The following is a 20,288-nucleotide window of genomic DNA, read 5'->3' as shown; positions in this document are numbered from 1 at the left end:
TTACTCAAAAGGTTTTTTTGCTAAAATCAAAAGTTTAAATTTGCAATAAGGAAAGATATGCAAGAAAGTATTTTTGACACACAAGAAATCATAGACATAGATGTTGAAGAATCAATAAAAACAAGCTATTTAGACTATTCGATGAGCGTTATCATAGGTCGCGCCTTACCTGATGCCAGAGACGGCTTGAAGCCCGTGCATAGGCGAATTTTATACGCTATGAACGACCTTGGAGTTAGTTCTCGCCAACCATATAAAAAATCAGCGCGTATCGTGGGCGATGTCATCGGTAAATACCACCCACACGGCGATACAGCGGTGTATGATGCACTAGTGCGTATGGCACAAAGCTTTTCTATGAGAATTCCAACCGTCGATGGTCAGGGAAACTTCGGCTCGATTGACGGCGACGGCGCAGCTGCTATGCGTTATACAGAGGCTAGAATGACGCCACTAGCCGAAGAGCTTTTGAAAGATTTAGACAAAGAGACGGTCGATTTCATACCAAACTACGATGAGAGCCTAAGTGAGCCTGATGTGCTTCCTGCGCGCGTGCCAAATTTGCTTTTAAACGGATCAAGCGGTATCGCTGTGGGTATGGCGACAAATATCCCGCCACACAGCCTTGATGAGCTTGTAGATGGGCTTTTACTTTTAATCGACAATAAAAACGCAAGCCTTGAAGAGGTCATGCAATACATCAAAGGTCCAGATTTCCCAACCGGTGGGCTTATTTTTGGCAAAAAGGGCATAATTGATGCTTATCGCACAGGTCGTGGTAGGATTAAACTGCGAGCCAAAACCCACATTGAGAAAAAAGCAAACAAAGATGTCATTGTAATTGATGAGCTTCCATACCAAACAAACAAAGCCCGTTTGATTGAGCAAATCGCGGATTTGGTCAAAGATAAGCAAATCGATGGTATTAGCGAAGTGCGCGATGAGAGCGATTTCGAGGGAATTCGCGTCGTAATCGAGCTCAAACGCGACGCTATGAGCGATATCGTGCTAAATAATCTTTTCAAACAAACCACTATGGAGGGCACTTTTGGCGTAATTATGCTCGCAATCGACGGCAAAGAGCCAAAGGTATTCTCGCTAATCGAGCTACTTAAACTTTTCTTAAATCACAGAAAAACCGTCGTCATTAGACGCACGATTTTCGAGCTTCAAAAGGCGCGCGCTAGGGCGCACATTTTAGAGGGCCTTAAAATCGCGCTTGATAATATCGATGAAGTGATCGAAATCATTAGAAATTCGGCCGATACTGCGATAGCTAGGGAAAATTTAATGGCTAAATTTGGCCTAAGCGAGCTTCAATCAAACGCGATTTTGGATATGAGGCTAAGCAAGCTAACTGGCTTAGAGCGCGAAAAAATCGAAAATGAGCTAAAAGAGCTTTTGGTCGAAATTTCACGCCTTGAAAATATCCTAAAATCTGAAAATTTAATCGAGCAAATTATCAAAGATGAGCTCTTAGAAATCAAAGATAAATTTAAATGCCCGCGCATTACAGAAATCGTCGATGATTACGATGATATCGATATCGAGGACCTTATACCAAACGAAAATATGGTCGTAACTATCACGCATAGAGGCTATATCAAACGCGTGCCAAGTAAGACTTACGAGAAACAAAAAAGAGGTGGCAAGGGTAGGGTAGCAGTGACGACATACGATGATGATTTCATCGAAAATTTCTTCACTAGCAACACCCACGATACGCTTATGTTTGTTACAGACCGCGGACAGCTTTATTGGCTTAAAGTCTATAAAATCCCAGAGGGCTCACGCACAGCCAAAGGCAAGGCGATTGTAAATTTAATCAAACTCGTAGGCGATGAAAAAATCATGGCGATAATCCCGACTACCGATTTTTCAGATAGCAAATCGTTAGTATTTTTCACCAAAAATGGTATCGTAAAACGCACAAATTTAAGCGCGTTTTCAAATATCCGCTCGCTTGGCGTAAGGGCTATCAGCCTAGACGATGATGACGCGCTAGTAACTGCGCTAATCGTGCCAAATGAGGCAGGCGAGAGCGCACCGATTGAGAGCGATGATGAAAATGGACAAAATTTAGAAATTTCGCAAGAAATCGAAGAAGTTGAGAGCGAAATTTTAGATGAAAACAGTAGCGAAATCAACGAAAATATGATTTTCATCGCTACTAAAAAGGGTATGTGCGTTAAATTTAAACTCGGTAAAGTTCGCCAAATGGGACGCGTAGCCAGAGGTGTGAGAGGGCTTAAATTTAAAGAAGCTGGCGATGAGGTGATTGGAGCGACATTTATTTTAAATGATAATTTAGAAATTTTAAGCGTGAGCCAAAAAGGTATTGGCAAACGCACCACAGCTAGCGAATATCGCCTCACAAATCGCGGTGGCAAGGGCGTAATCTGCATGAAGCTCACAAACCGCACCGGCGATTTGGTAGGCGTAGTCATGGTCGATGAGGAAATGGATCTCATGGCACTAACCACAAGTGGCAAGATGATTCGCACAGATATCCAAAGCATACGCAAGGCCGGACGCAACACAAGTGGCGTCATCGTGGTAAATGTCGAGGGCGATGATGTGGTTAGCATTGCTACTTGCCCGAAAGCAGAAAGCGATGATGAGGGCGAAGTGGGCGAAGAAAATGGTGGCGAGAGCCTAAATTTAGAAAATAGCGAAAATCAAATCATACAAGGAGAGGGTGATGAATAGATATAACATCGCAATCGTTGGCGCAACAGGCGCTGTTGGCGAAGAGATACTTAGAGTTTTGTCTGAGTTAAATTTCCCAGTAGCAGATATTTTGCCACTAGCTAGCGCACGCTCAGCTGGCGAGGTCGTAGAATTTGAGGGCAAAGAGTATGTGGTAAAAGAGCTTACTGAGACTACATTTGAAGAAAATGAGATTGATATCGCGTTTTTTAGCGCAGGTGGAAGTATTTCGGCGCATTTCGCACCGCTTGCAGCAGCTAGTGGCGCAGTAGTAATCGATAATACAAGCCATTTTAGAATGCAAGATGATGTCCCTCTCGTGGTGCCTGAGTGCAATCCTGGCGATATCGAGCTATGGGAGCAAACAGGAATTATCGCCAATCCAAATTGCTCAACTATCCAAATGGTGCAAATCCTAAAACCACTAAACGACGCATTTGATATCGAGCGTGTAGATGTGAGCACATACCAAGCCACAAGTGGCGCAGGTAAAGAGGGTATGAGCGAGCTAGTCGAACAGCTTCAAGCGTTTTTTGCCTTTAAGCTCGATGAGTGCGAGCCAAAGGTTTTCGCTCACCAAATCGCAATGAATGTAATCCCGCATATCGATGTTTTCAACGAAAATGGCTTTACCAAAGAAGAGCTAAAAATGGTCAATGAAACGCAAAAAATCCTGCACAAAAACTTCCCAGTAGCCGCCACTTGCGTGCGCGTGCCTGTCATGAGAAGCCACAGCGAGGCGATTACGATTAAATTTAAACAAGATTTCACGCTTGAAAAGGTGCGCGAAATTTTAGCAAACGCAAAAAGCGTCGTGCTTTGCGATGATCCAAGCGAGAAAAAATACCCTATGCCAATCGTCGCTACCGATACGAACGAAACTTTCGTAGGCAGAATCCGTCGCGATATCTATGATGATAAAATCTTGCACCTTTGGTGCAGTGCCGATCAAATCCGCGTCGGAGCGGCTACAAATGCCGTTAGAATCGCGCTTGATTGGATTGAACTTCAAGAAAACAAATAAATTTTGGGCGCAAATTTAAAGCGCCCATTTTAAATTTTGCAAATTTCACTAAATTTAGCCTATTTAAGGAGCAATGATGATTTTTATCGACGCATGTTTGAAAAAACCGACACCTTATACGCCTGTGTGGATGATGAGACAAGCTGGGCGTTATTTGCCCCAGTACATGGCAGTGCGAAAAAGCGTGGGCGGATTTTTGGAGCTTTGTAAGGATTTTCGCAAGGCTAGTGAGGTTACAATCCAGCCCGTGGAGATTTTAGGCGTCGATGCGGCGATATTATTTAGCGATATTTTGGTTGTTCCGCTTGAAATGGGGCTTGATTTGGAATTTGTCGCAGGCGAGGGACCAAAATTTAAAAATCCTTTGAAAAGCGTGGAAGATTTAAAGGCTTTAAGCCCTGAAAAAGCCGTGAAAAATCTGCAATATGTCTATGATACGGTTGCGCTAACAAGGCAGAATTTAAGCGATGATAAGGCGTTGATTGGCTTTTGTGGTTCGCCTTGGACGGTGGCGACATATATGATCGAAGGCGGCACAACAAAGACTTATGCGATTTGCAAAAAAATGGCGTATTCTAACCCTGAGCTTTTGCACGAGATTTTACGCGCCGTTACTGAGACGACCAAACTTTACCTTGAAAACCAAATCAAAAACGGCGTAAATGCTGTGCAGATTTTTGATAGCTGGGCGAGTGCGTTAGAAGAAAGCGCATTTTTCGAGTTTAGCTGGAAGTATATTTTAGAAATTTGCGACTATTTAAAGGCGAAATTTCCGCAAATTCCGATTATCGTTTTTCCAAAGGGCATTAGCGGATATTTGGATAAGATTAGCGGTAATTTCGATGTTTTTGGCGTGGATTGGAGCACTCCGATAGAGTTAGCTGCGGCTAAATTAGGCGAAAAATACACGCTTCAAGGAAATATGGAGCCAACCCGCCTTTATGATAAAGGAGCCATAAAACAGGGCGTTTCGCAGATTTTGGAAGTTATGAAAAATCGCCCGCATATTTTCAATTTGGGGCATGGAATTTTGCCTGATATTCCTGTGGAAAATGCGAAATATTTCATAAATTTAGTGCATGAAATGAGCGCGAGATAATGAAATACATTTTTGGTCCCGTAAGCTCACGCCGTTTTGGGCAGAGCCTTGGGATTGATTTAAGTCCAAATTCGAAGCAATGCAACTTCAACTGTGCATATTGCGAATTAAAAGCCAAAAAGCCCATTTCGCAAATGAGCGAGATTTGCGATATTTCGCCCGTGCTTGATGAGCTAAAAACGGCTTTAAAAAAATTTAAAAATACCCAAGTCATCACGCTTACGGCTAATGGCGAACCTAGCCTTCACCCTAAATTTGGCGAACTTGTAAGCGAGATTAAGGCTTTAAATTTGCCTCAAAAACTGCTAGTTTTATCAAATTCAAGCAGAATTTCGCAAAACCGCGAAGCATTTTTGAAATGCGATATTTGTAAATTTTCCCTTGATAGCGTGGTTAGTGAAACTTTTAAAAAAATTGATAATCCGCATGATAGTGTAAATTTGGACGAAATTATCTCAAATTTGATTAAATTTAGCTCTGAATTTAGGGGCGAATTAGTTATTGAAATTTTGGTTGTTGCAGGACTAAATGATACTGCCAGCGAATTTGAAGCGCTAAATTCGGTGCTTGAAAAAATAAATCCCGCTCGCATTGATTTAGGCACGATTGATCGTCCGCCTGCGTTTAAAAACGCTAAGCCAGTAAGCTACGAGAGGCTAGAATTTTTAAGCAAATTTTTGAAAAATCAAAGCGTAAATATAGTCGCAAAACCAAAATATGATAGCGAAAAGCTCGATTTTAGCGAAGATGAAATCCTATCTATGCTAGTTCGCCGTCCCCAAAGCTTGGGCGATGTCAAAGCTAAATTTAGCGAACTCTCAAAAGCAAATTTAGCAAATTTGCTAAATTTAGGAAAAATCACCCTAAAAGACGGATTTTATAAAATTTCATAAATTTTGCAAAATACTGCCCTGAAATTTGCTTGTTATTGTCATTGCAAGAGTTTTGCAAATTTGTTTAATCTGTCATTGCGAGCTTTCGCAGAAAGCGAAGCAATCTACGAATTTAAAATTTCGGGGCAGTGTTTTTGCAAAATTTGTGTTAGGAATTTTATTTGCGTGAAAATTTTGCAATGACAAATCTGGCGCAGTGTCCCGCAACCCAGCTACTTCACGCCTTCCCACCATCTGTTTTGCGGTAAATTTGAAAGATTAAAAACCTCTCCCACAAGTGGCGTTGCGATAGTGTATTTCGCCCCAGCTTCCTTACTAGCGCGCACCAAACGCTCCATAGGCTCGCTCCATTTATGATACGCCAAATCAAATTTCGCCCAGTGTATCGGCAAAAGTACGCGCGCACCAAGCACGCTGGCGTTTTTCGCGCTTTGCTCTGGCATGGAGTGGATCTGCGCCCAGGCGCGGTTGTAGGCGCCGTTTTCTAGCATGGCGATATCAAAGTGTCCGTATTTTTGCGCGATTTGTGCGAAATGCTCGCCATCTCCGCTATCGCCTCCGTAAAAAATCCTAGCCTCATCAGCGATAATCGCATACGAGCCCCACAGCGTGGTATTTCTGTGAAATCTACCGCTAAAATGCCTAGCGCGTTCGAGCGTGAAGCTCACACCATTTACGCTTGCGCTCTCTTCTAAATCTAGCTCCGTGATTTTCTCGTCGCTTACGCCCCAGCGAAGCAGGTGGGCGCGCACGCCAAGAGGCACGATATAGCGCTCTGCTTTGGCGTCAATCTCCCTGATAGCGCGCATATCGAGGTGATCGTAGTGATCGTGGCTGATTACCACGCATAGCTTATCCGGCAGATCCGAAATCCTAGGCGTTATTTCATACTTAAATGGCGCACCACCCACGAAAATCGGCGAGGCGCGGTAAAATACAGGGTCGGTGATGATATTTAAATCATTTATGCGAAATAGCACACTCGAATACCCAAACCAGACAAAATCGCCGTTTTTGAGGGCGCTAGGCTCAAATTTCACGCTAGGAAGCGCGCAGGAGGGGTTTTTGCCCTTGGGTGTAAAAATCATATCATAAAGCCAGCTTAGCATGCTTGGCATTTCATCGCTGGTCGCTAGCACCGTAGGCTGGGCGTTTTCGAAGGTTTTGCCATTGTAAGCCTTGCTGGCGCGGATTTTCGCCATAGAAATCTCATCTGGCACTCCGCCAAAAACAGGGTGAAATTTCACGAAGCAAAGCACGAGCGCGCCCAAAAACAAAATCGTAGCAAAAAACCAAAAAATCGATTTTAAAATCATTTTTTCCCTTTGAAATTTTTGGTTTATATTAGCGAAATTTTGAAATTTTGCTTAGACAAATTCTCCAAATTTATTGCCCAATTTTGCAAATTTTAGTAAAATGCGCCCAAAAATAGGAGAAATTTTGATTTACGATGTGATTGTTGTGGGCGCGGGTGCGGCTGGGCTTTTTAGCGCGATAAATTTACGCGCAAAAAGCGTTTTGATTGTGGAAAAAAACGCCTTGGCAGGGCGCAAAATCTTAGCCAGCGGTGGTGGGCGGTGCAATATCACAAATGCAAATTTGAGTGCGAAAAATTATTTAGGAGATGAAAATTTTATCTCGCAAATACTGCGCCGGCTAAGCGTAGATGAGCTTTTGAGCGTGTTTGCGCCTTTGGAATTTGGCTTAGAAAAAAACGCTCAGTATTTTTGCAAAAACCACTCGCGCGCAGTATTGCAAAAACTACTATCTATGGCGCAAAAGAGTTGCGAAATTCGCACAAATTGCGAAATTTGCGAAATTTCAAAGAGTGGCGAAATTTTTAATGTGCTTAGCATTAAAGGCGAGAAATTTTGTGCCAAAAATCTCATAATCGCCACTGGTGGGCCTAGTTTTAGGGCACTTGGCGCAAGTGATAGCGCGCTAAGCTTTGCGGTGAGTTTTGGCATAAAGTGCGAGAAATTTCGCCCAGCCCTCGTGGGGCTTTGCGTGCAAAAGAGCGAGTTTTGGTTCAAAAATCTAAGTGGCGTGAGCCTTGGTGTGCGCGCAAAGCTCGCAGGGCGCGAGATTGTAGGCGAGGCGCTATTTACGCACAGGGGCATTAGTGGGCCAGCGATTTTAAATGCGTCGCTGTTTTGGAGAAGTGGCAAAATCACTCTAAATTTCGCCCCAAATCACAATATGCAAAGCCTAGAAAAGGCCCTAAACGGCGGTAAAAAACAGCTTTCGAGTTTGCCATTTTTACCAAAACGCTTTGTTTTGGAGTTTTTGCGCTCGCAAAATTTGCAGGATAAAATTTTCTCAAAATATAGTCCCGCAGAGCTAGAAAAAATCGCGCGAATTTTTTCTTACGAGTTTGCCCCTGCTGGCACTTTTGGCTTTGAAAAGGCCGAAATTAGCGCGGGTGGCGTTTGCACGGACGAGCTAGGCGCGGATTGTGAAAGCAAAAAAGTCCCCGGGCTGTATTTTGCAGGCGAGTGCATAGACGCATCTGGAATGCTTGGAGGATATAATCTGCATTTTGCCTTTGCTAGCGCTCTTTGCGTGGCACGCGCGATAAATTCTAAACTTAGCACGCGAAATTTGGGCAAATTTGGCTAAAATTTGCAAATTTGACAAATTTTAAAATTCGCCAAATTTCGCAAATTCAGCCCAAAATTATCGCTCAATTTTTTCGATTATGATATCGCCTGATTTTAGCCCTTCGAGCGTGGTTTTGGCCTTTTCGTCGTCTTTGAACTCGGCGCAGTAAATCTCCAAATACTCAATCCCTTTGGCGTTGTTTTGATTCATTAGCTCGATTGCTGCGAGTGCCAAATACGGGCGTTTTGCGCCAAGAGCTGCGGCGCGAGATAAAATTTCTTTTGCCTTGTCTGTGCGAGTGGAATTTAGCAAAAACTCGCCATAAGTGGTTAAAACCTCGGTGTTTTGGCTATCGCGCGCTAGTATTCTCTCATAAATCGCGTCGGCTTTTTCCTTTGCACCTAGCACATCAAAATTGTGTTGGGATACATAAATTTGGGCGAATTTCATATCGAATTGCGTGCGGTCTTTGGCGTCGATTTTATCGGTGATAATCTCTTTGTTTATGTATTCAAAAACGCTCGCCATGAGCACGGAGTCGTTGTATCCTTGCTCGGCTTCGTCCTCGCTGTCAAATTTCAGCGGATATTCGCAGGCGTGTTTGCACAGCGCGTCGGAGTATTCGTAGAGCTTGGCGATGTCGAGGTTCGCACCACCATTAGGATTTTTTTTCATTACAGCGTCGTTTGAATACGCGCTATACGGCTCGGCGCAAAGTGCGCTAAATAGGGCGAAAATCGCGATTAGTATGCGGTTTGTCATTTTCTTATCCTTAAATAAAAAAGTTACTAATTCTAGTGGAAAAATTTAAATAATTACTGAATTTAGACTAAATTTTTAAATTTCATTTTCAAACGCACTTTTCGGATACAGACCGATTAGTTTTTTTACCATTTTGCCGTTTTTGTCAAAAATAAGCGAGGTTGGCGTGCCAAATATCCCACCAGCGACATTTGATAGGTATTTCACAGAGGCTGGCGCGCTAAGCGTAGGAAATTTTACCCCTTTTTCGCGCGCGGTTTTCAGATCCGTTTCTAGCTCACCGCCACCGCCTAAAACGCCGATTACAAGGGCTTTTTGCGAGGCGTGGATTTCATTTAGGATAGGGGTTTGCGCCCCGCATGCCCCACACGAAGCCGTGAAAAAAAACAAAATCACAGGTTTGTCGTTTTCGCCGACTATAAAAGAGCGAGTTTTTGGGTCAAATTTCGTCGCGATACTTTCGCCATTTAGGGCTAAATGGCGTTTTTCGCCATCGCATGCACCAAGCATTAAAGCGCACGCTAGCCCTAGCGCAAATTTTAAAATTTTAAATTTCATTTAAAACCTCGATTTTATCTAATTTGCCGTGCCTTAAACGCACGATTTTATCGGCGTATTTGCCTAATTCTTCGTTGTGCGTGACCAGTATGAGGCTCTTTCCCTCGGCGCGCAGTCCCTTAAAAAGCTCCAAAATCACAGCCTCGTTCGCCTCGTCTAGATTGCCCGTAGGCTCATCGGCGATGATGATATCAGGCTCGTTGATTAGGGCGCGCGCGATACATAATCGCTGCTGTTCGCCACCGCTTAGCTGGCTTGGTCTATGCGCCAGCCTGTGCGCTAGGCCGACCCTTTCGAGCGCCATTTTTGCGCTTTTTTCATCGACGCAGGAGTGGTAGTATTGATTTAGCATGACATTTTCAATGGCGTTTAGGTATGGTATGAGGTGGAATTGCTGGAAAACTAGGCCGATTTTTTTGCGACGAAATTCCAAAATTTGCGCTTCATTTAGCGAGCTAGCATCATCTCCGCCTAGCAAATACTCGCCCTTTGTGGGGCTATCCATCAAAGAAAGGATATTTACAAGCGTGCTTTTGCCACTCCCGCTTGGCCCCATTATGCTCACCCACTCGCCCTTTTTCACGCCAAAGCTAATATCATCTAGCGCCTTTACATCGCCAAAATATTTACAAATACCATTAAATTTTAAAATTTCCATATTATTCCTTTAATAAATTTGCCAAATTTGGATTTAGCGCCCGTTTTATGGGATAATAACTCGCACTAAGCGCGAAAATCAGCGATAAAATCACCGCCATTACAAGCCCTATAAATCTAAAATCCACTCCGCTAGAAAATAAAATTTGACCCAAAATTATGGCTAAAAAATACCCGATTATCGCGCCAAATACTGCCCCGCTAACGCACAAAAGCAAAATTTCGCCCAAAATTATGTGAAAGATATTGGCCCTGTTTGCGCCGATTGCGCGAAGCAGGGCGAATTCTTTAATGCGAGAGAGTAGGACCTGGCTAAGGCTAGTGTTTATGCAAATCGAGGTTATGGCTAAAATCGTAAAGCCGCTTAGTAGCATTAAAAGCTTGATTTTATCTAGGATTATGCCTTGTGTTTTGGATACTTTACCCACGACATTAAAGCTCATTTTCTCATCGCTCAAATTTTGTGAAATTTCGCTAAGACCCTTAAAATCGCTATCTACAATCGCTTCGGCGTAGTTAATTTCGCCTTTGGCATTAAAGATATTTTGCGCCAAATTTAGCGAGATTAAAAGCAAGCCATCTTCCTTGCCTCCGTCAAAAACAATGCCTTTTATGCGGACTTTGTGAGTGAAATTTGCATTTGCGTTGTGCGGAGAAATGCCGATTTCATCGCCTAACTTCACGCCTAAAATTTTGGCTAAATCCTCGCCGATTAGGGCGTTTTTATCGTCGAAATCCACTCTGATTAGCTCGCCCTCTTTGAGTTGTAAAAACGGCATTGTTTTTGCCAAATTTGAAAACTCCACGCCCATTACCACAGCCGAATTTACCCCTAAATTCGCACTTTTAAATAGATAGCTATTGTGCGCTTTGAGATTTGGAATTTTTTCAAATTTTGCCCTTAGCTCATCTTGGCTAATGCGAAATTCTTGCGCTAGGGTTGGCGAGATTATCAAATTTGCCCCATAAGAGTTTAATTCTCCTGCGACTTTTTTGTCGATATCTGCCCAGATATTCACAAACGCCGCGCAAACTGCCGAGCCAAGGGCGATTGCGATAAAAATTACAAACGAGCGCAAAGAGTTGGCAAAAATGCTTTTTAAGACTATCGTGCGATAAAATTTATTATTTTCTACCATATAAAACCTCCGCTGGTGGCAGTTTTAGCGCGCTACGAAGTGGCAAAACCGAGCCGATTAGACAGATTACAAACCCAAATGCAATGCTTAGTGGCAAAACTAGCAGAGCAAAGCCCAAAAACGAGCCAAAGATTTGCTGAGCGATAATTTGGCTTGCTAAGTATCCCGCGCTCGCCCCTAAAATCGAAGCGAAAAGGCACACGACGAGGGTTTCGGCGATGAATTGCAAATATATAGCCAAACCGCTTGCCCCAAGCGCCTTTAAAAGCCCGATTTCCTTTTTGCGCTTGAAGGTTTCGTTGCTAAGCAAGCTTGCAATGCAAATGCTAGAAATGATGAGTGAGAGGATACTCACCACGCCCATTAGGCCTTGGATTTTTTTGGTGATTCCGCTCTGGGCTTCGCTCACGCTAAGGACTGCTTTGGCGCTTGCGTTTGGGAAATCCTCGGCGATTTGGTATGCTATGGAGCTAACATAGGCTGAGCAATACCAAGTATCATGCTCGACGGCGTCTAGGCTGTCTAAATTTCGCCTAGCCTTTACCGATAAATCATCTTCTGGGATTGTCATTGCAGATACTTCTGCTTTGGCGATTTGACCCTCGCGGTGAGTGAGCTTTTGCACGAAGCCCAAATTCGCGATGATTTTACCGCTGTATTCCTCCGCGTCGTGCAAAATCCCCACCACGCGCACAGTGTAAATGCCAAGATCAATCTCATCGCCGATTTTTAAACCCAGCTTTTCGCCTGCGATGACTTCATCATCTGCGCCGTCCTTTGCCCACTCGCCACTAACGCGCCAAAATGGATAAAGGTGCCTTACCCCGACCCTAAAATCAGGCTCATCGCTCACTCCTGCGGGTCTGTCGAAGTATGTCCCAACGACCTCGAATTCATCGATTTGCTCGGATAAAAACGGCGCGTAGCTTGTGATATTGTTGCGCCAAAAAATCTCTTTGATTTTGACTAAATCGCTTTCGGACAAAAAATCATCGTTTGCAAGTGGCGAAAAATCGCGCCCTGCAATTTCGATATTTAGGTTAGCAGATCTGGGCAAAACCACGATATTTGCGCCATATCTTCCAAGCTCACTTGCTAGTTTGTCGCCGATTTTAAGCGTGATATTTAGCATGCAAGCGATTAAGCCAACAGATAAAAAAATCGTCAAAAACGCTAAAAATTTCGACTCCTTAGCCCCAAAAATCGAAGCTTTTAAAATGCTAAAAAACATTATTTAAGCTCCTTTAAAGTGCCGTTTTCATCGACGAAATTTTGCGGATTTTGAGTGAAAATTTCTTCGTTTTTTTCGTTTTCGAAAAAGTAAATCCTGCCATAATACAAATAGCTAAATTTCGATGAATTTGAAATTTGCGCGCGCGAAACGGGGTCGATGACCTGTTTTTCGACGATTTCGCTAAAATAGCTTGCCCCGCTTAAAATTTCGCTAAGTGCGATTTTCACGCGCTCGCCGTCAAAGTCAAATTTCATAGGGATTGGGTTGCAGCCACCCATTTTACCGACACTTGGCAAGAAAATTCGCACATTGCACGCTATGCAGATTAGCTCGCCCTTTTTTTTGACATAGCCCATATCTCCGCAAATCGAGCAGGCGTCAAACACCGCAACCGGCGAGAGATGAGTGCTAAATTTATTTAGCAAAAAAAAGCGGATTTTATGCCCATCATCGCTGATATAGGCGTATCTGTGAAGGCGCCCGTCTTGCAAAGCCTGCGCGTCAAAGACAAACTCGCCATTTACCGGCTCTACGAGTGTGGGTGTATCGATCGTAGGCGGGCGAGAAGCTACTAGCAAATAATACAAGCTAATAGCGCAAAATAGGGCGCAAAGTGCGAGTGTGCAGAGGAAAGTGCGCCAAATTTTAAACCTTGCGCTTTTGTTTATGCGCCAAGCGATGATATTTTCATCTCGCGCTAGTTTTTTGGGGGCTAAATTTAGATAGCAAAGCCCCATAAATAGGGCGATTGCGCACAAAATCAATATTAAATGCTGGTTGTTGTGGTAGATGATTTTGGCGATTATGCTTAGAAATTCGCTCGAATTTATAAATTTTAGCGAGGCGTAATTTGCGAAGTATCCACCCTGCCTAATCCCTAGCCCCACAAATCCGAGCTTAGCGATGAATAAGAGGGCGCAGGTTAGGGTAAGGGCGACAAAATTTGCGCGCGCTCGATTTTTTAAAATTTCGCTATAAAGCAGGTAAAATAAAATTAGGCACGAAAGAGCCAAAATCACCATAAAAAGGTTTAGAATAGCCCCGCTATCAAGGAGTTCTGTGCTAAAAATTTTAAAATTTGCGCTGATTAAAAAATACTCAAAACAGGCGCAAACGCCAAGGGCAAAAATGCAAAATTTGGCAATTTTTGAAAGGCAAAATTTGGCGCAAAATGGCAGTAAAAATAACGCAATCAATGCCAAAATATCGAAGAAAATTTTGCCCTCTTGTGCGATTAGACTATGATTTAGCGCGCTAAAACAGGCACCCCCAAACACTGCTCCAAAAAAGGCAAATGCAAAATCTTTTTTGCCAAAGTGCGCGGCGATGATAAATAGTGGCAAAAATGCCAAAACAAAATGGTAAAAAAATATCGACAAAACTGCAACCTAAATGTGAAATTTTAGAGCTGTTTGAAATAAAATGCAAATTTAAAATTTAAATTTTGTCTAATTTGTCATTGCGAGAATTTTGCGTTAGCGAAATTTGTGACAATCTACGACTTTAAAATTCCTTGCGCTAAATTTGCTGTCATTGCGAGAGCCGAAAGGCTCGAAGCAATCCAGAAAAATTTAAATTCAAAATTCTACTTAAATTTAGCATTGAACGATTTTAGGAATTTAACCTGCGCCGTGAAATTCCTTGTAAGGGGGAGGGCGCGCTTTTTGCGAGACGCTACCCTCCCCCTTACCAACCCCCACCCCTGTAAAACGCTAGAAGTGGCTAAATTTGGAAAAACAAAGTTTTTCCAAATTTAGCTGGTTTTATTTTTACGGAAATGCTTCGCATTTCTCACAATGCCAAATTTGCAAATTTCCTTTTTTCAAACACTTCTAAAATTTCACCCGAAAAGGGTGAAATTTCGTTATTCTTTTGGAGTTCCAGTGTATGCAAATGTGTATTTCACATCAAATGCGCCCCACCATTTGCCCACGCCTGTGGCCTTGTCAGCGTGGCGACCAAAGCCGTTTGCGCCTGGGTTTTCGATATGGAAAATCAGCTCATAATTTCCCACGCCATTTTCCATTTTGACATTTGCGCCATAGTGTGGGCCGTCGCTTGCGACCATTGGCATGAAATTTCCCTTTTGGATTTTGCCGTTATCTAGGTTTTTTAGCTCGTAGCCGATTTTTAGGTATGGGATCCACTCGCCCTCGCCAAAGCCGTTTGCGTTGCCCTCGATCGCGTGGATATCAGCTTCTAAGTGGATATCAGCTAAGCTAGGGGCTAGATCAATGCCCTTTGGCTCCATATCGATTGGTTGTAGATACACAGCGGCGATCTCCATGCCGTTCATCTCCACAGGTTCGCCGATAGGTTGCTCGCCAGCGAAGGCGATACTTGAAGCAAGGCTTAAAGCCAAAACTGATGAAAATAATTTTTTCATAAATTCTCCTTTGAAATAGATTTGTTTTTTTGCTTGATTATCAAAATTCCAACTATTAAAGCCACGATTAGCGCAGCTTGCGGGATTAGGCTCTCTTTGTAAGGGTAAAATCCCAGCCATGTAATCGTAGGCAAGCCCTCGATTATGCTTGGCGTAAATACCTTGCCCTCGACTAGCTCCATTATTCCCTTGCCGACAAAGACAATCGACATATAAAAAATAATCGCCGAAGTTATCATAAAAAACGGCTTGATTGCGATACGAAGAGAGAATTTTTTGATTAGGATATAAACCACGAGCAGTGCGATTACGCCTACGACAAATCCTGCGCCCACCATACCTAGCGCGCTCGGAGTTTTAGCGTCAATTATGAGCGCTAGATAAAACAGCACCGTCTCGGCTCCCTCGCGATATACCGCCAAAAAGACCATCCACCATAGCATTTTGCCGTCTTTTTCGCTCAGGCTTTGCGAAATCGCTCCACTGATATACGCGCTCCATTTTTTCGAATTTGCATTTGAAAGTAGCCAAAACCCGACATAAAATAGCAATCCCACGGCTACTAGCATGACCGCGCCTTCTAGGATTTCGCGACTTTGACCTGCTTTTGCGGCGCCAAAAATCGCGCTTATGCCCCACGCTGTGGCAAAACTAAGCGCAATTGCGACCGCAAGCGCGCTATAAACGATTTTTAATTTGCCCTCGTTGCTTGATTTTATGAGTAGGGCGATGACGGCAGCCACGATGATTAGGGCCTCCATACCCTCGCGCAAAATAATTATAAGCGAGTATAAAAACAGATCCCATGCGCTAGAATTTCGCGTCAAATTTAGGCTCTCTTCAAGTTGTGCGAAAAGCTCGTTTTGCGCTGCGATAATCTGCTCTTTTGGCGCACCAGAGCTAATTAGAGCTGAAATTTTATTGAAGCTAGCCTCGGTGTCAAGTTTGAGCTGGGAGTTTTTCGCCCCCACGAGGGCTTCCATGCCACTTTCTTCGTATTCGTCGAAGTAAATATTTCCGCTCTCATCGATTGCCTCATCGGTTTTGCCAGCTTCATACAGAGCCAAAACCTGCGCCATTTTGGATTTTATGTTTGCTATGGTTTGGCTAAAATCTGCATTTTGCGCCACTTCGCTTTCGCTAGCCTCTTGCGCGCTTTGTGGGGCTAGGGCGTAAGTTTGGCTAGGCAAATTTTGCGTGGCACTAAGAAGCAAATCATCTAAATCTTTTAGAGATTGGTTAAATTTCGCTTCGTCCATATTTAGGTTATCGCGCAATAAATTCGAGATAATTCGCTGAATCATTTGGTCGTTTTTGCTAGAAACATATTTTCGCACGACCTCTTCGAGACGAGTGTTGCGATAAATGTCAAATTTAGCCTTGTTTAGAGCCGATTTTAGCGCGGTTTCATCTTTGTTATCAAAGGCAGTTTTTGCATTATTTAGCTCGGTGATGAAATCATTATAAACGCTAAGCCATGGAGAATTTGGGTCGGAATTTGGGGTTTGATTTGCCAAATCTGCACCCGAATTTGCGCTAGAATTTTGCGCGGTGTTTGGGGCAGAATTTTCGCTTTGATTTGCGCTAGTTTGAGGCTGTTCTTCGCCCTCGTTTTGATACTGGGCGACTAGTTTATGACCGCTTTCGATGACTGGCAAAATTTCAGTGATTTCGCTATTTAGCTTTGCTATCATAGCCTCGATTTCGCCCCTTGGAGTGCCTGCTTTAAAGGCTTTGCGGATATTTCCAAACTGCTTTTCCATAGCGTAGGATTTTTTCTGTCCTAAATTTATGCGAATTCCAGCTTCTAAATTTTCAAAATGGCTAAAATACGCCTCTTGGGTTAGTTTGCGTGCACTAGCGCTATCGCCGCTATCATACGCGCTCAAAGCCTGCTCGAATTTAGCCTTTATCGCCTGGGCATGGACTTGGTAATCTGCGCCAAAAAGCGACGATAAAAACAGAAAAATCAGTAAAAAAGATGATTTTAGGATAAATTTCATAACCTACCTTTTTGCTAATTGGTTTCAAAATCAGTTTGGGATTATACAGCAAAATACTTAAACTATAATAAAAATGTTTATCAAAAACAAGGCTAAATGATAGCCGAAATTTGGTCAAATTTAAGGCAAAATTTATGCGAATTTGAAATCGAAATTTAGTGAATTTTAAAGGTCAAATTTGAGAAAATTTATTGAAATTTAGGGGATAAATTTAAAAGTAGTCGGCGAACCGACTACTTAGTTTTAGTGAAGTTTCGACCAAACTTTGCTTTTCCAAAGTCCAGCGAAAACTGATAAAATCGCGAAATATAGCATTATGTAAAGTGCTGTTTTTTCGCGCTCATCTTTTTTGCTATCGCCGACTTCTTCGAGGTAGGCGACGACTTGATTTTCAGCTTCTTGTGTCAAGCCAACGCGAGGCATAGATGTGCCTGGGAGTTTCTTTTGTGTATCGTTGATAAACTCGTGCAAATAATCAGGCAACTTCGAGCGAATCATCATTGATAAATCTGGCGGAGTAGAGCCCATGTAGGCCGCGACTTTCTCCATATCGCTTGTGACTTTGCGACCAGCATATTTGACATCGTGACATCTTTGGCATGAGTCCTCGAAAACCTGCGCGTTTTCCATTGCGCTTGGTGCGATTGAGCGTAGATATGCTACGATATCTGCGATTTCTTGGTTTATATCATCGCCAAGTCCGTAAAATGCTGGCATTGGGTGCGGGTTTTCATCGCCAAATTTATGATCTAGCTTCATCGCCATTACAGGATCTTTGATAAGAGCGGCTAGGAATTTTGGTGAGTATAGATATCCTGCACTGCTAAGATCTGGCGGATTTACGCCATAAGCTTCGCTAGCGCTTGTCGCGTCCATTGGAGCGTCCATGCCAAGCTTGCTTACGCCGTGGCATGCCACACAACCTGCGTTCATAAAGGTATCAGCGCCTCTTGTGGCGTCACCTTTGATAATGTCGATTTTATTAATCTCGTCCCAAAATAGCGTAACTTTGTCTTGTTGGTTTTTCGCGTCTTGAAGCGTTCTTGTCGCACTTGCGATCATACCCTCATCGCCTGAGTTTTGGGCTGTTTCTAGGGCTTTTTGCGCCTTTTCTACATTTGTAGTAGCAAGGGTGATATCCTCGGCTGCAAAGTCATAATTAGCAGGATCGACATGCGGGCTAAGTCTAGTATGAGCAAAAGGCTCAATCATCCAGTATAAAACCGCTACTAAAACAACGAGTATTGCTAATGTTTTTATCTCTTTCATCTTAACCTCTTTTCTTTCTTTCTGCGATTGTTATCAAAGGCAAGACAACTACTATCAATGCGATATAAAGTATCGATAAAATAAAGCCCCAATATGTATTTGATATGCCAAGCTCTGCGCCGTCTGCTGGGAGTTTGCCAAATAGGCTTAAAAGTATCATATCGATTAGTAATACCCAAAACCAGATAAAATATGCTTTGTTTCTGTGAGCTGGGGCTACGACAGAGCTTCTATCCATCCATGGAACTATCATTAGTGAAACACCAGCGAACGCAAACGCCATAAGTCCGATATCTGCTGCCTTTAATGGTCCAACATCGAAGAAAAATCCGCGTAAAATTTCATATTGCCACAAGAAATACCACTCTGGGTAGATATGGTTTGGTGTTTTGAGGCTGTTTGCAGGGTCGAAATTTATCGGATCCATTGCGAAATTGAATTGAAATCCAACCAAATAGAAGAAAAATATCATAAAGATTGAAAGATATAAGAAGTCTTTTGATAAAAATCCCGGCCAAAATGGGATAACTTTTGCACCTTTTGTATCGCCGCTTAGGAATTTTTCGCTCTCTACCTCAAAATCGATTTCCTCGCCGTCTAGGTTATTGACATGAGGGACACGAAGCGCGTAGAAGTGAAGCGCGATGACAGAGATTACGACTATCGGAAGCAAGCAGACATGAAGCATAAAAAATCTTGTCAAAGTCGGATCGCTTACAGCGTAATCGCCTCTGATCCACTCGACCACAGCTGGTCCGATAACTGGAATTCCACCGAATAAATTTGTAATAACCATAGCCGCCCAGTAGCTCATTTGTCCCCAAGGAAGCATATATCCGCTAAAAGCTTCGGCTGAAAAAAGTATGAAAAGTAGCATACCGCTGACCCAAATCATCTCTCTACCTTGCTTATATGAGCGATAGTAAAGTCCTACAAAAGTGTGGATATAAATCACCAAAAACACGACCGAAGCAGCTACTGCGTGGATATGTCGCCATAGCCAGCCATATTCTACCTCTTGCATGATAGTTTTATTTACGCTATCAAACGCCAAAGCAGCGTCTGGTTTGTAATACATTACAAGCATTAAACCGCTTACGAAAAGCACGATAAATAGCGTCATCAAAATAACGCCCATAGCCCATAAAAAGCTGATGTTTTTCGGAATCCAATACTCCGTCATCATAACTTTCATAAATTTATTAACAGCAAGTCTTTGATCTAACCAATCCAAGATGCCTGTTGATTTTCTTACATGCATATCAATCCTCCTACGCTTTGCCCATTAGAGCTTGATATTCAGGGCCCTCTTCGCCAAGGACAAGTTTAGTTCCATCTATTTTAAACGGAGGTATATCCATACCGCGTGGTGGCGGACCAAACACAGCTACGCCGTCAGTGTTGAAAACGCCTCCGTGGCATGCGCAAACGAATTGTTTAGAAGCTGGTTTGTAGCTAGGGATACAGCCCAAATGCGTGCATAGACCGATACAAAGCGTGTATCTAGCGCCACCTACGACGACATCTCGTTCATCGTTTTTGCCCATATCGGCTGTCTTTTTGAGAATAAATATTGGCTTTTTGCGCCACTCTGTCCTGTATAGCTCTCCGTCTTTAATCGGGCTTAAATCCACAGTCGTTACGCCGGCTGCTTTGACGCTAGGAAGCGGATCCCAGCTTTTTTTCATACCGCCTAATGCAAATACGCCACCCACAGCAGCGACCGCACCAAACGCAAGTCCGATAAAGCCTCGTCTATTTTCACTAAAATCAGATTTAACAGACATCTTTACCCTTTCTTTTTGTGAAATAAAAGGGTAATTCTAGCCAAATAAATATTAAATTTAATTGATTTGAGTTAAGAATTTTGGCTTAAAATGCCTATTTAAGGGAATTATTTAATGAAATTTTAAAATTTAGAGTTTGAAATTTTATTTTTACAAACTCTAAATTT

Annotated in this window: 17 protein-coding genes; 5 read left to right on the top strand and 12 right to left on the bottom strand. The window is 42.9% G+C overall.

Going from position 1 to position 20,288, the window contains the following annotated elements; all coding sequences use genetic code 11:
- Window positions 1-57 precede the first annotated feature (57 nt).
- The 4 genes from gyrA to OFN91_RS04585 all read left to right on the top strand — a co-directional run bounded on the left by gyrA (window position 58) and on the right by OFN91_RS04585 (window position 5,725).
- The gene (gene gyrA / locus OFN91_RS04600; protein WP_270871441.1) at window positions 58-2,709 is read left to right on the top strand and encodes a DNA gyrase subunit A; all 2,652 of its coding nucleotides are present in this window, start codon (window positions 58-60) and stop codon (window positions 2,707-2,709) included.
- The gene (locus OFN91_RS04595) at window positions 2,702-3,733 is read left to right on the top strand and encodes an aspartate-semialdehyde dehydrogenase (RefSeq protein ID WP_270862114.1); all 1,032 of its coding nucleotides are present in this window, start codon (window positions 2,702-2,704) and stop codon (window positions 3,731-3,733) included. Before gyrA ends, OFN91_RS04595 begins: the two co-directional genes overlap by 8 nt.
- Window positions 3,734-3,809: 76 nt before the next feature.
- Entirely contained in the window at window positions 3,810-4,832 is a 1,023-nt protein-coding gene (gene hemE, locus OFN91_RS04590) for a uroporphyrinogen decarboxylase (RefSeq protein WP_270873438.1), read from the top strand.
- Complete coding sequence (locus tag OFN91_RS04585; RefSeq protein WP_270873437.1) at window positions 4,832-5,725, top strand: radical SAM protein; 894 nt, start codon at window positions 4,832-4,834, stop codon at window positions 5,723-5,725. Before hemE ends, OFN91_RS04585 begins: the two co-directional genes overlap by 1 nt.
- Before the next feature lie 212 nt (window positions 5,726-5,937).
- On the opposite strand, the gene OFN91_RS04580 is transcribed toward OFN91_RS04585, so the two are convergent.
- The gene (locus OFN91_RS04580) at window positions 5,938-7,041 is read right to left on the bottom strand and encodes an MBL fold metallo-hydrolase (RefSeq protein WP_270873436.1); all 1,104 of its coding nucleotides are present in this window, start codon (window positions 7,039-7,041) and stop codon (window positions 5,938-5,940) included.
- Window positions 7,042-7,165: 124 nt separating this feature from the next.
- Between OFN91_RS04580 and OFN91_RS04575 the strand changes: the two genes are divergently transcribed.
- Entirely contained in the window at window positions 7,166-8,344 is a 1,179-nt protein-coding gene (locus OFN91_RS04575) for an NAD(P)/FAD-dependent oxidoreductase (protein WP_270873435.1), read from the top strand.
- A 57-nt stretch (window positions 8,345-8,401) separates the two neighbouring features.
- On the opposite strand, the gene OFN91_RS04570 is transcribed toward OFN91_RS04575, so the two are convergent.
- From OFN91_RS04570 to petA, 11 genes are all read right to left on the bottom strand, one after another.
- Window positions 8,402-9,088, bottom strand: a complete 687-nt coding sequence (locus OFN91_RS04570; protein ID WP_270873434.1) for a tetratricopeptide repeat protein — start codon at window positions 9,086-9,088, stop codon at window positions 8,402-8,404.
- A gap of 75 nt (window positions 9,089-9,163) precedes the next feature.
- Window positions 9,164-9,646 (bottom strand): TlpA family protein disulfide reductase, encoded by a 483-nt coding sequence (locus OFN91_RS04565; protein WP_270873433.1) that lies wholly within the window; start codon window positions 9,644-9,646, stop codon window positions 9,164-9,166.
- The gene (locus tag OFN91_RS04560; RefSeq protein WP_270873432.1) at window positions 9,636-10,304 is read right to left on the bottom strand and encodes an ABC transporter ATP-binding protein; all 669 of its coding nucleotides are present in this window, start codon (window positions 10,302-10,304) and stop codon (window positions 9,636-9,638) included. Before OFN91_RS04560 ends, OFN91_RS04565 begins: the two co-directional genes overlap by 11 nt.
- A 1-nt stretch (window position 10,305) precedes the next feature.
- Window positions 10,306-11,442 carry an ABC transporter permease gene (locus OFN91_RS04555; RefSeq protein WP_270873431.1) on the bottom strand — a complete coding sequence of 379 codons (1,137 nt, stop codon included), beginning with the start codon at window positions 11,440-11,442 and terminating at the stop codon, window positions 10,306-10,308.
- Window positions 11,429-12,673, bottom strand: coding sequence for an ABC transporter permease (locus tag OFN91_RS04550; RefSeq protein WP_270873430.1), 1,245 nt, complete (start codon window positions 12,671-12,673; stop codon window positions 11,429-11,431). Before OFN91_RS04550 ends, OFN91_RS04555 begins: the two co-directional genes overlap by 14 nt.
- Window positions 12,673-14,055: a Fe-S-containing protein gene (locus OFN91_RS04545; RefSeq protein WP_270873429.1), complete on the bottom strand. Its 1,383-nt coding sequence runs from the start codon at window positions 14,053-14,055 to the stop codon at window positions 12,673-12,675. Before OFN91_RS04545 ends, OFN91_RS04550 begins: the two co-directional genes overlap by 1 nt.
- A 485-nt stretch (window positions 14,056-14,540) precedes the next feature.
- Window positions 14,541-15,062 (bottom strand): iron transporter, encoded by a 522-nt coding sequence (locus tag OFN91_RS04540; RefSeq protein ID WP_270859954.1) that lies wholly within the window; start codon window positions 15,060-15,062, stop codon window positions 14,541-14,543.
- The gene (locus OFN91_RS04535) at window positions 15,059-17,065 is read right to left on the bottom strand and encodes an FTR1 family iron permease (RefSeq protein ID WP_270873428.1); all 2,007 of its coding nucleotides are present in this window, start codon (window positions 17,063-17,065) and stop codon (window positions 15,059-15,061) included. Before OFN91_RS04535 ends, OFN91_RS04540 begins: the two co-directional genes overlap by 4 nt.
- A 243-nt stretch (window positions 17,066-17,308) precedes the next feature.
- A complete protein-coding gene (locus tag OFN91_RS04530; RefSeq protein ID WP_270862102.1) occupies window positions 17,309-18,334 on the bottom strand; it encodes a c-type cytochrome in 1,026 nt (341 codons plus the stop codon).
- 1 nt (window position 18,335) lies between these two features.
- Entirely contained in the window at window positions 18,336-19,595 is a 1,260-nt protein-coding gene (locus OFN91_RS04525; protein ID WP_270873427.1) for a cytochrome b, read from the bottom strand.
- A 10-nt stretch (window positions 19,596-19,605) separates the two neighbouring features.
- Window positions 19,606-20,121, bottom strand: coding sequence for a ubiquinol-cytochrome c reductase iron-sulfur subunit (petA, locus tag OFN91_RS04520; protein ID WP_270859958.1), 516 nt, complete (start codon window positions 20,119-20,121; stop codon window positions 19,606-19,608).
- Window positions 20,122-20,288 lie beyond the last annotated feature (167 nt).

It is taken from the genome of Campylobacter sp. JMF_08 NE1, from assembly GCF_027737875.1.
Classification (GTDB): domain Bacteria; phylum Campylobacterota; class Campylobacteria; order Campylobacterales; family Campylobacteraceae; genus Campylobacter_B.
Note: the sequence above shows the minus strand (reverse complement) of the source record. Positions and strands in the feature narration are given on the sequence as shown.

Bases quoted from the DNA above. Each gene is read 5' to 3' on its own strand.
- gyrA (WP_270871441.1), top strand. From the start codon at position 58: ATGCAAGAAAGTATTTTTGACACACAAGAAATCATAGACATAGATGTT.
- OFN91_RS04595 (WP_270862114.1), top strand. From the start codon at position 2,702: ATGAATAGATATAACATCGCAATCGTTGGCGCAACAGGCGCTGTTGGC.
- hemE (WP_270873438.1), top strand. From the start codon at position 3,810: ATGATTTTTATCGACGCATGTTTGAAAAAACCGACACCTTATACGCCT.
- OFN91_RS04585 (WP_270873437.1), top strand. From the start codon at position 4,832: ATGAAATACATTTTTGGTCCCGTAAGCTCACGCCGTTTTGGGCAGAGC.
- OFN91_RS04580 (WP_270873436.1), bottom strand. From the start codon at position 7,041: ATGATTTTAAAATCGATTTTTTGGTTTTTTGCTACGATTTTGTTTTTG.
- OFN91_RS04570 (WP_270873434.1), bottom strand. From the start codon at position 9,088: ATGACAAACCGCATACTAATCGCGATTTTCGCCCTATTTAGCGCACTT.
- OFN91_RS04565 (WP_270873433.1), bottom strand. From the start codon at position 9,646: ATGAAATTTAAAATTTTAAAATTTGCGCTAGGGCTAGCGTGCGCTTTA.
- OFN91_RS04560 (WP_270873432.1), bottom strand. From the start codon at position 10,304: ATGGAAATTTTAAAATTTAATGGTATTTGTAAATATTTTGGCGATGTA.
- OFN91_RS04555 (WP_270873431.1), bottom strand. From the start codon at position 11,442: ATGGTAGAAAATAATAAATTTTATCGCACGATAGTCTTAAAAAGCATT.
- OFN91_RS04550 (WP_270873430.1), bottom strand. From the start codon at position 12,673: ATGTTTTTTAGCATTTTAAAAGCTTCGATTTTTGGGGCTAAGGAGTCG.
- OFN91_RS04540 (WP_270859954.1), bottom strand. From the start codon at position 15,062: ATGAAAAAATTATTTTCATCAGTTTTGGCTTTAAGCCTTGCTTCAAGT.
- OFN91_RS04535 (WP_270873428.1), bottom strand. From the start codon at position 17,065: ATGAAATTTATCCTAAAATCATCTTTTTTACTGATTTTTCTGTTTTTA.
- OFN91_RS04530 (WP_270862102.1), bottom strand. From the start codon at position 18,334: ATGAAAGAGATAAAAACATTAGCAATACTCGTTGTTTTAGTAGCGGTT.
- OFN91_RS04525 (WP_270873427.1), bottom strand. From the start codon at position 19,595: ATGCATGTAAGAAAATCAACAGGCATCTTGGATTGGTTAGATCAAAGA.
- petA (WP_270859958.1), bottom strand. From the start codon at position 20,121: ATGTCTGTTAAATCTGATTTTAGTGAAAATAGACGAGGCTTTATCGGA.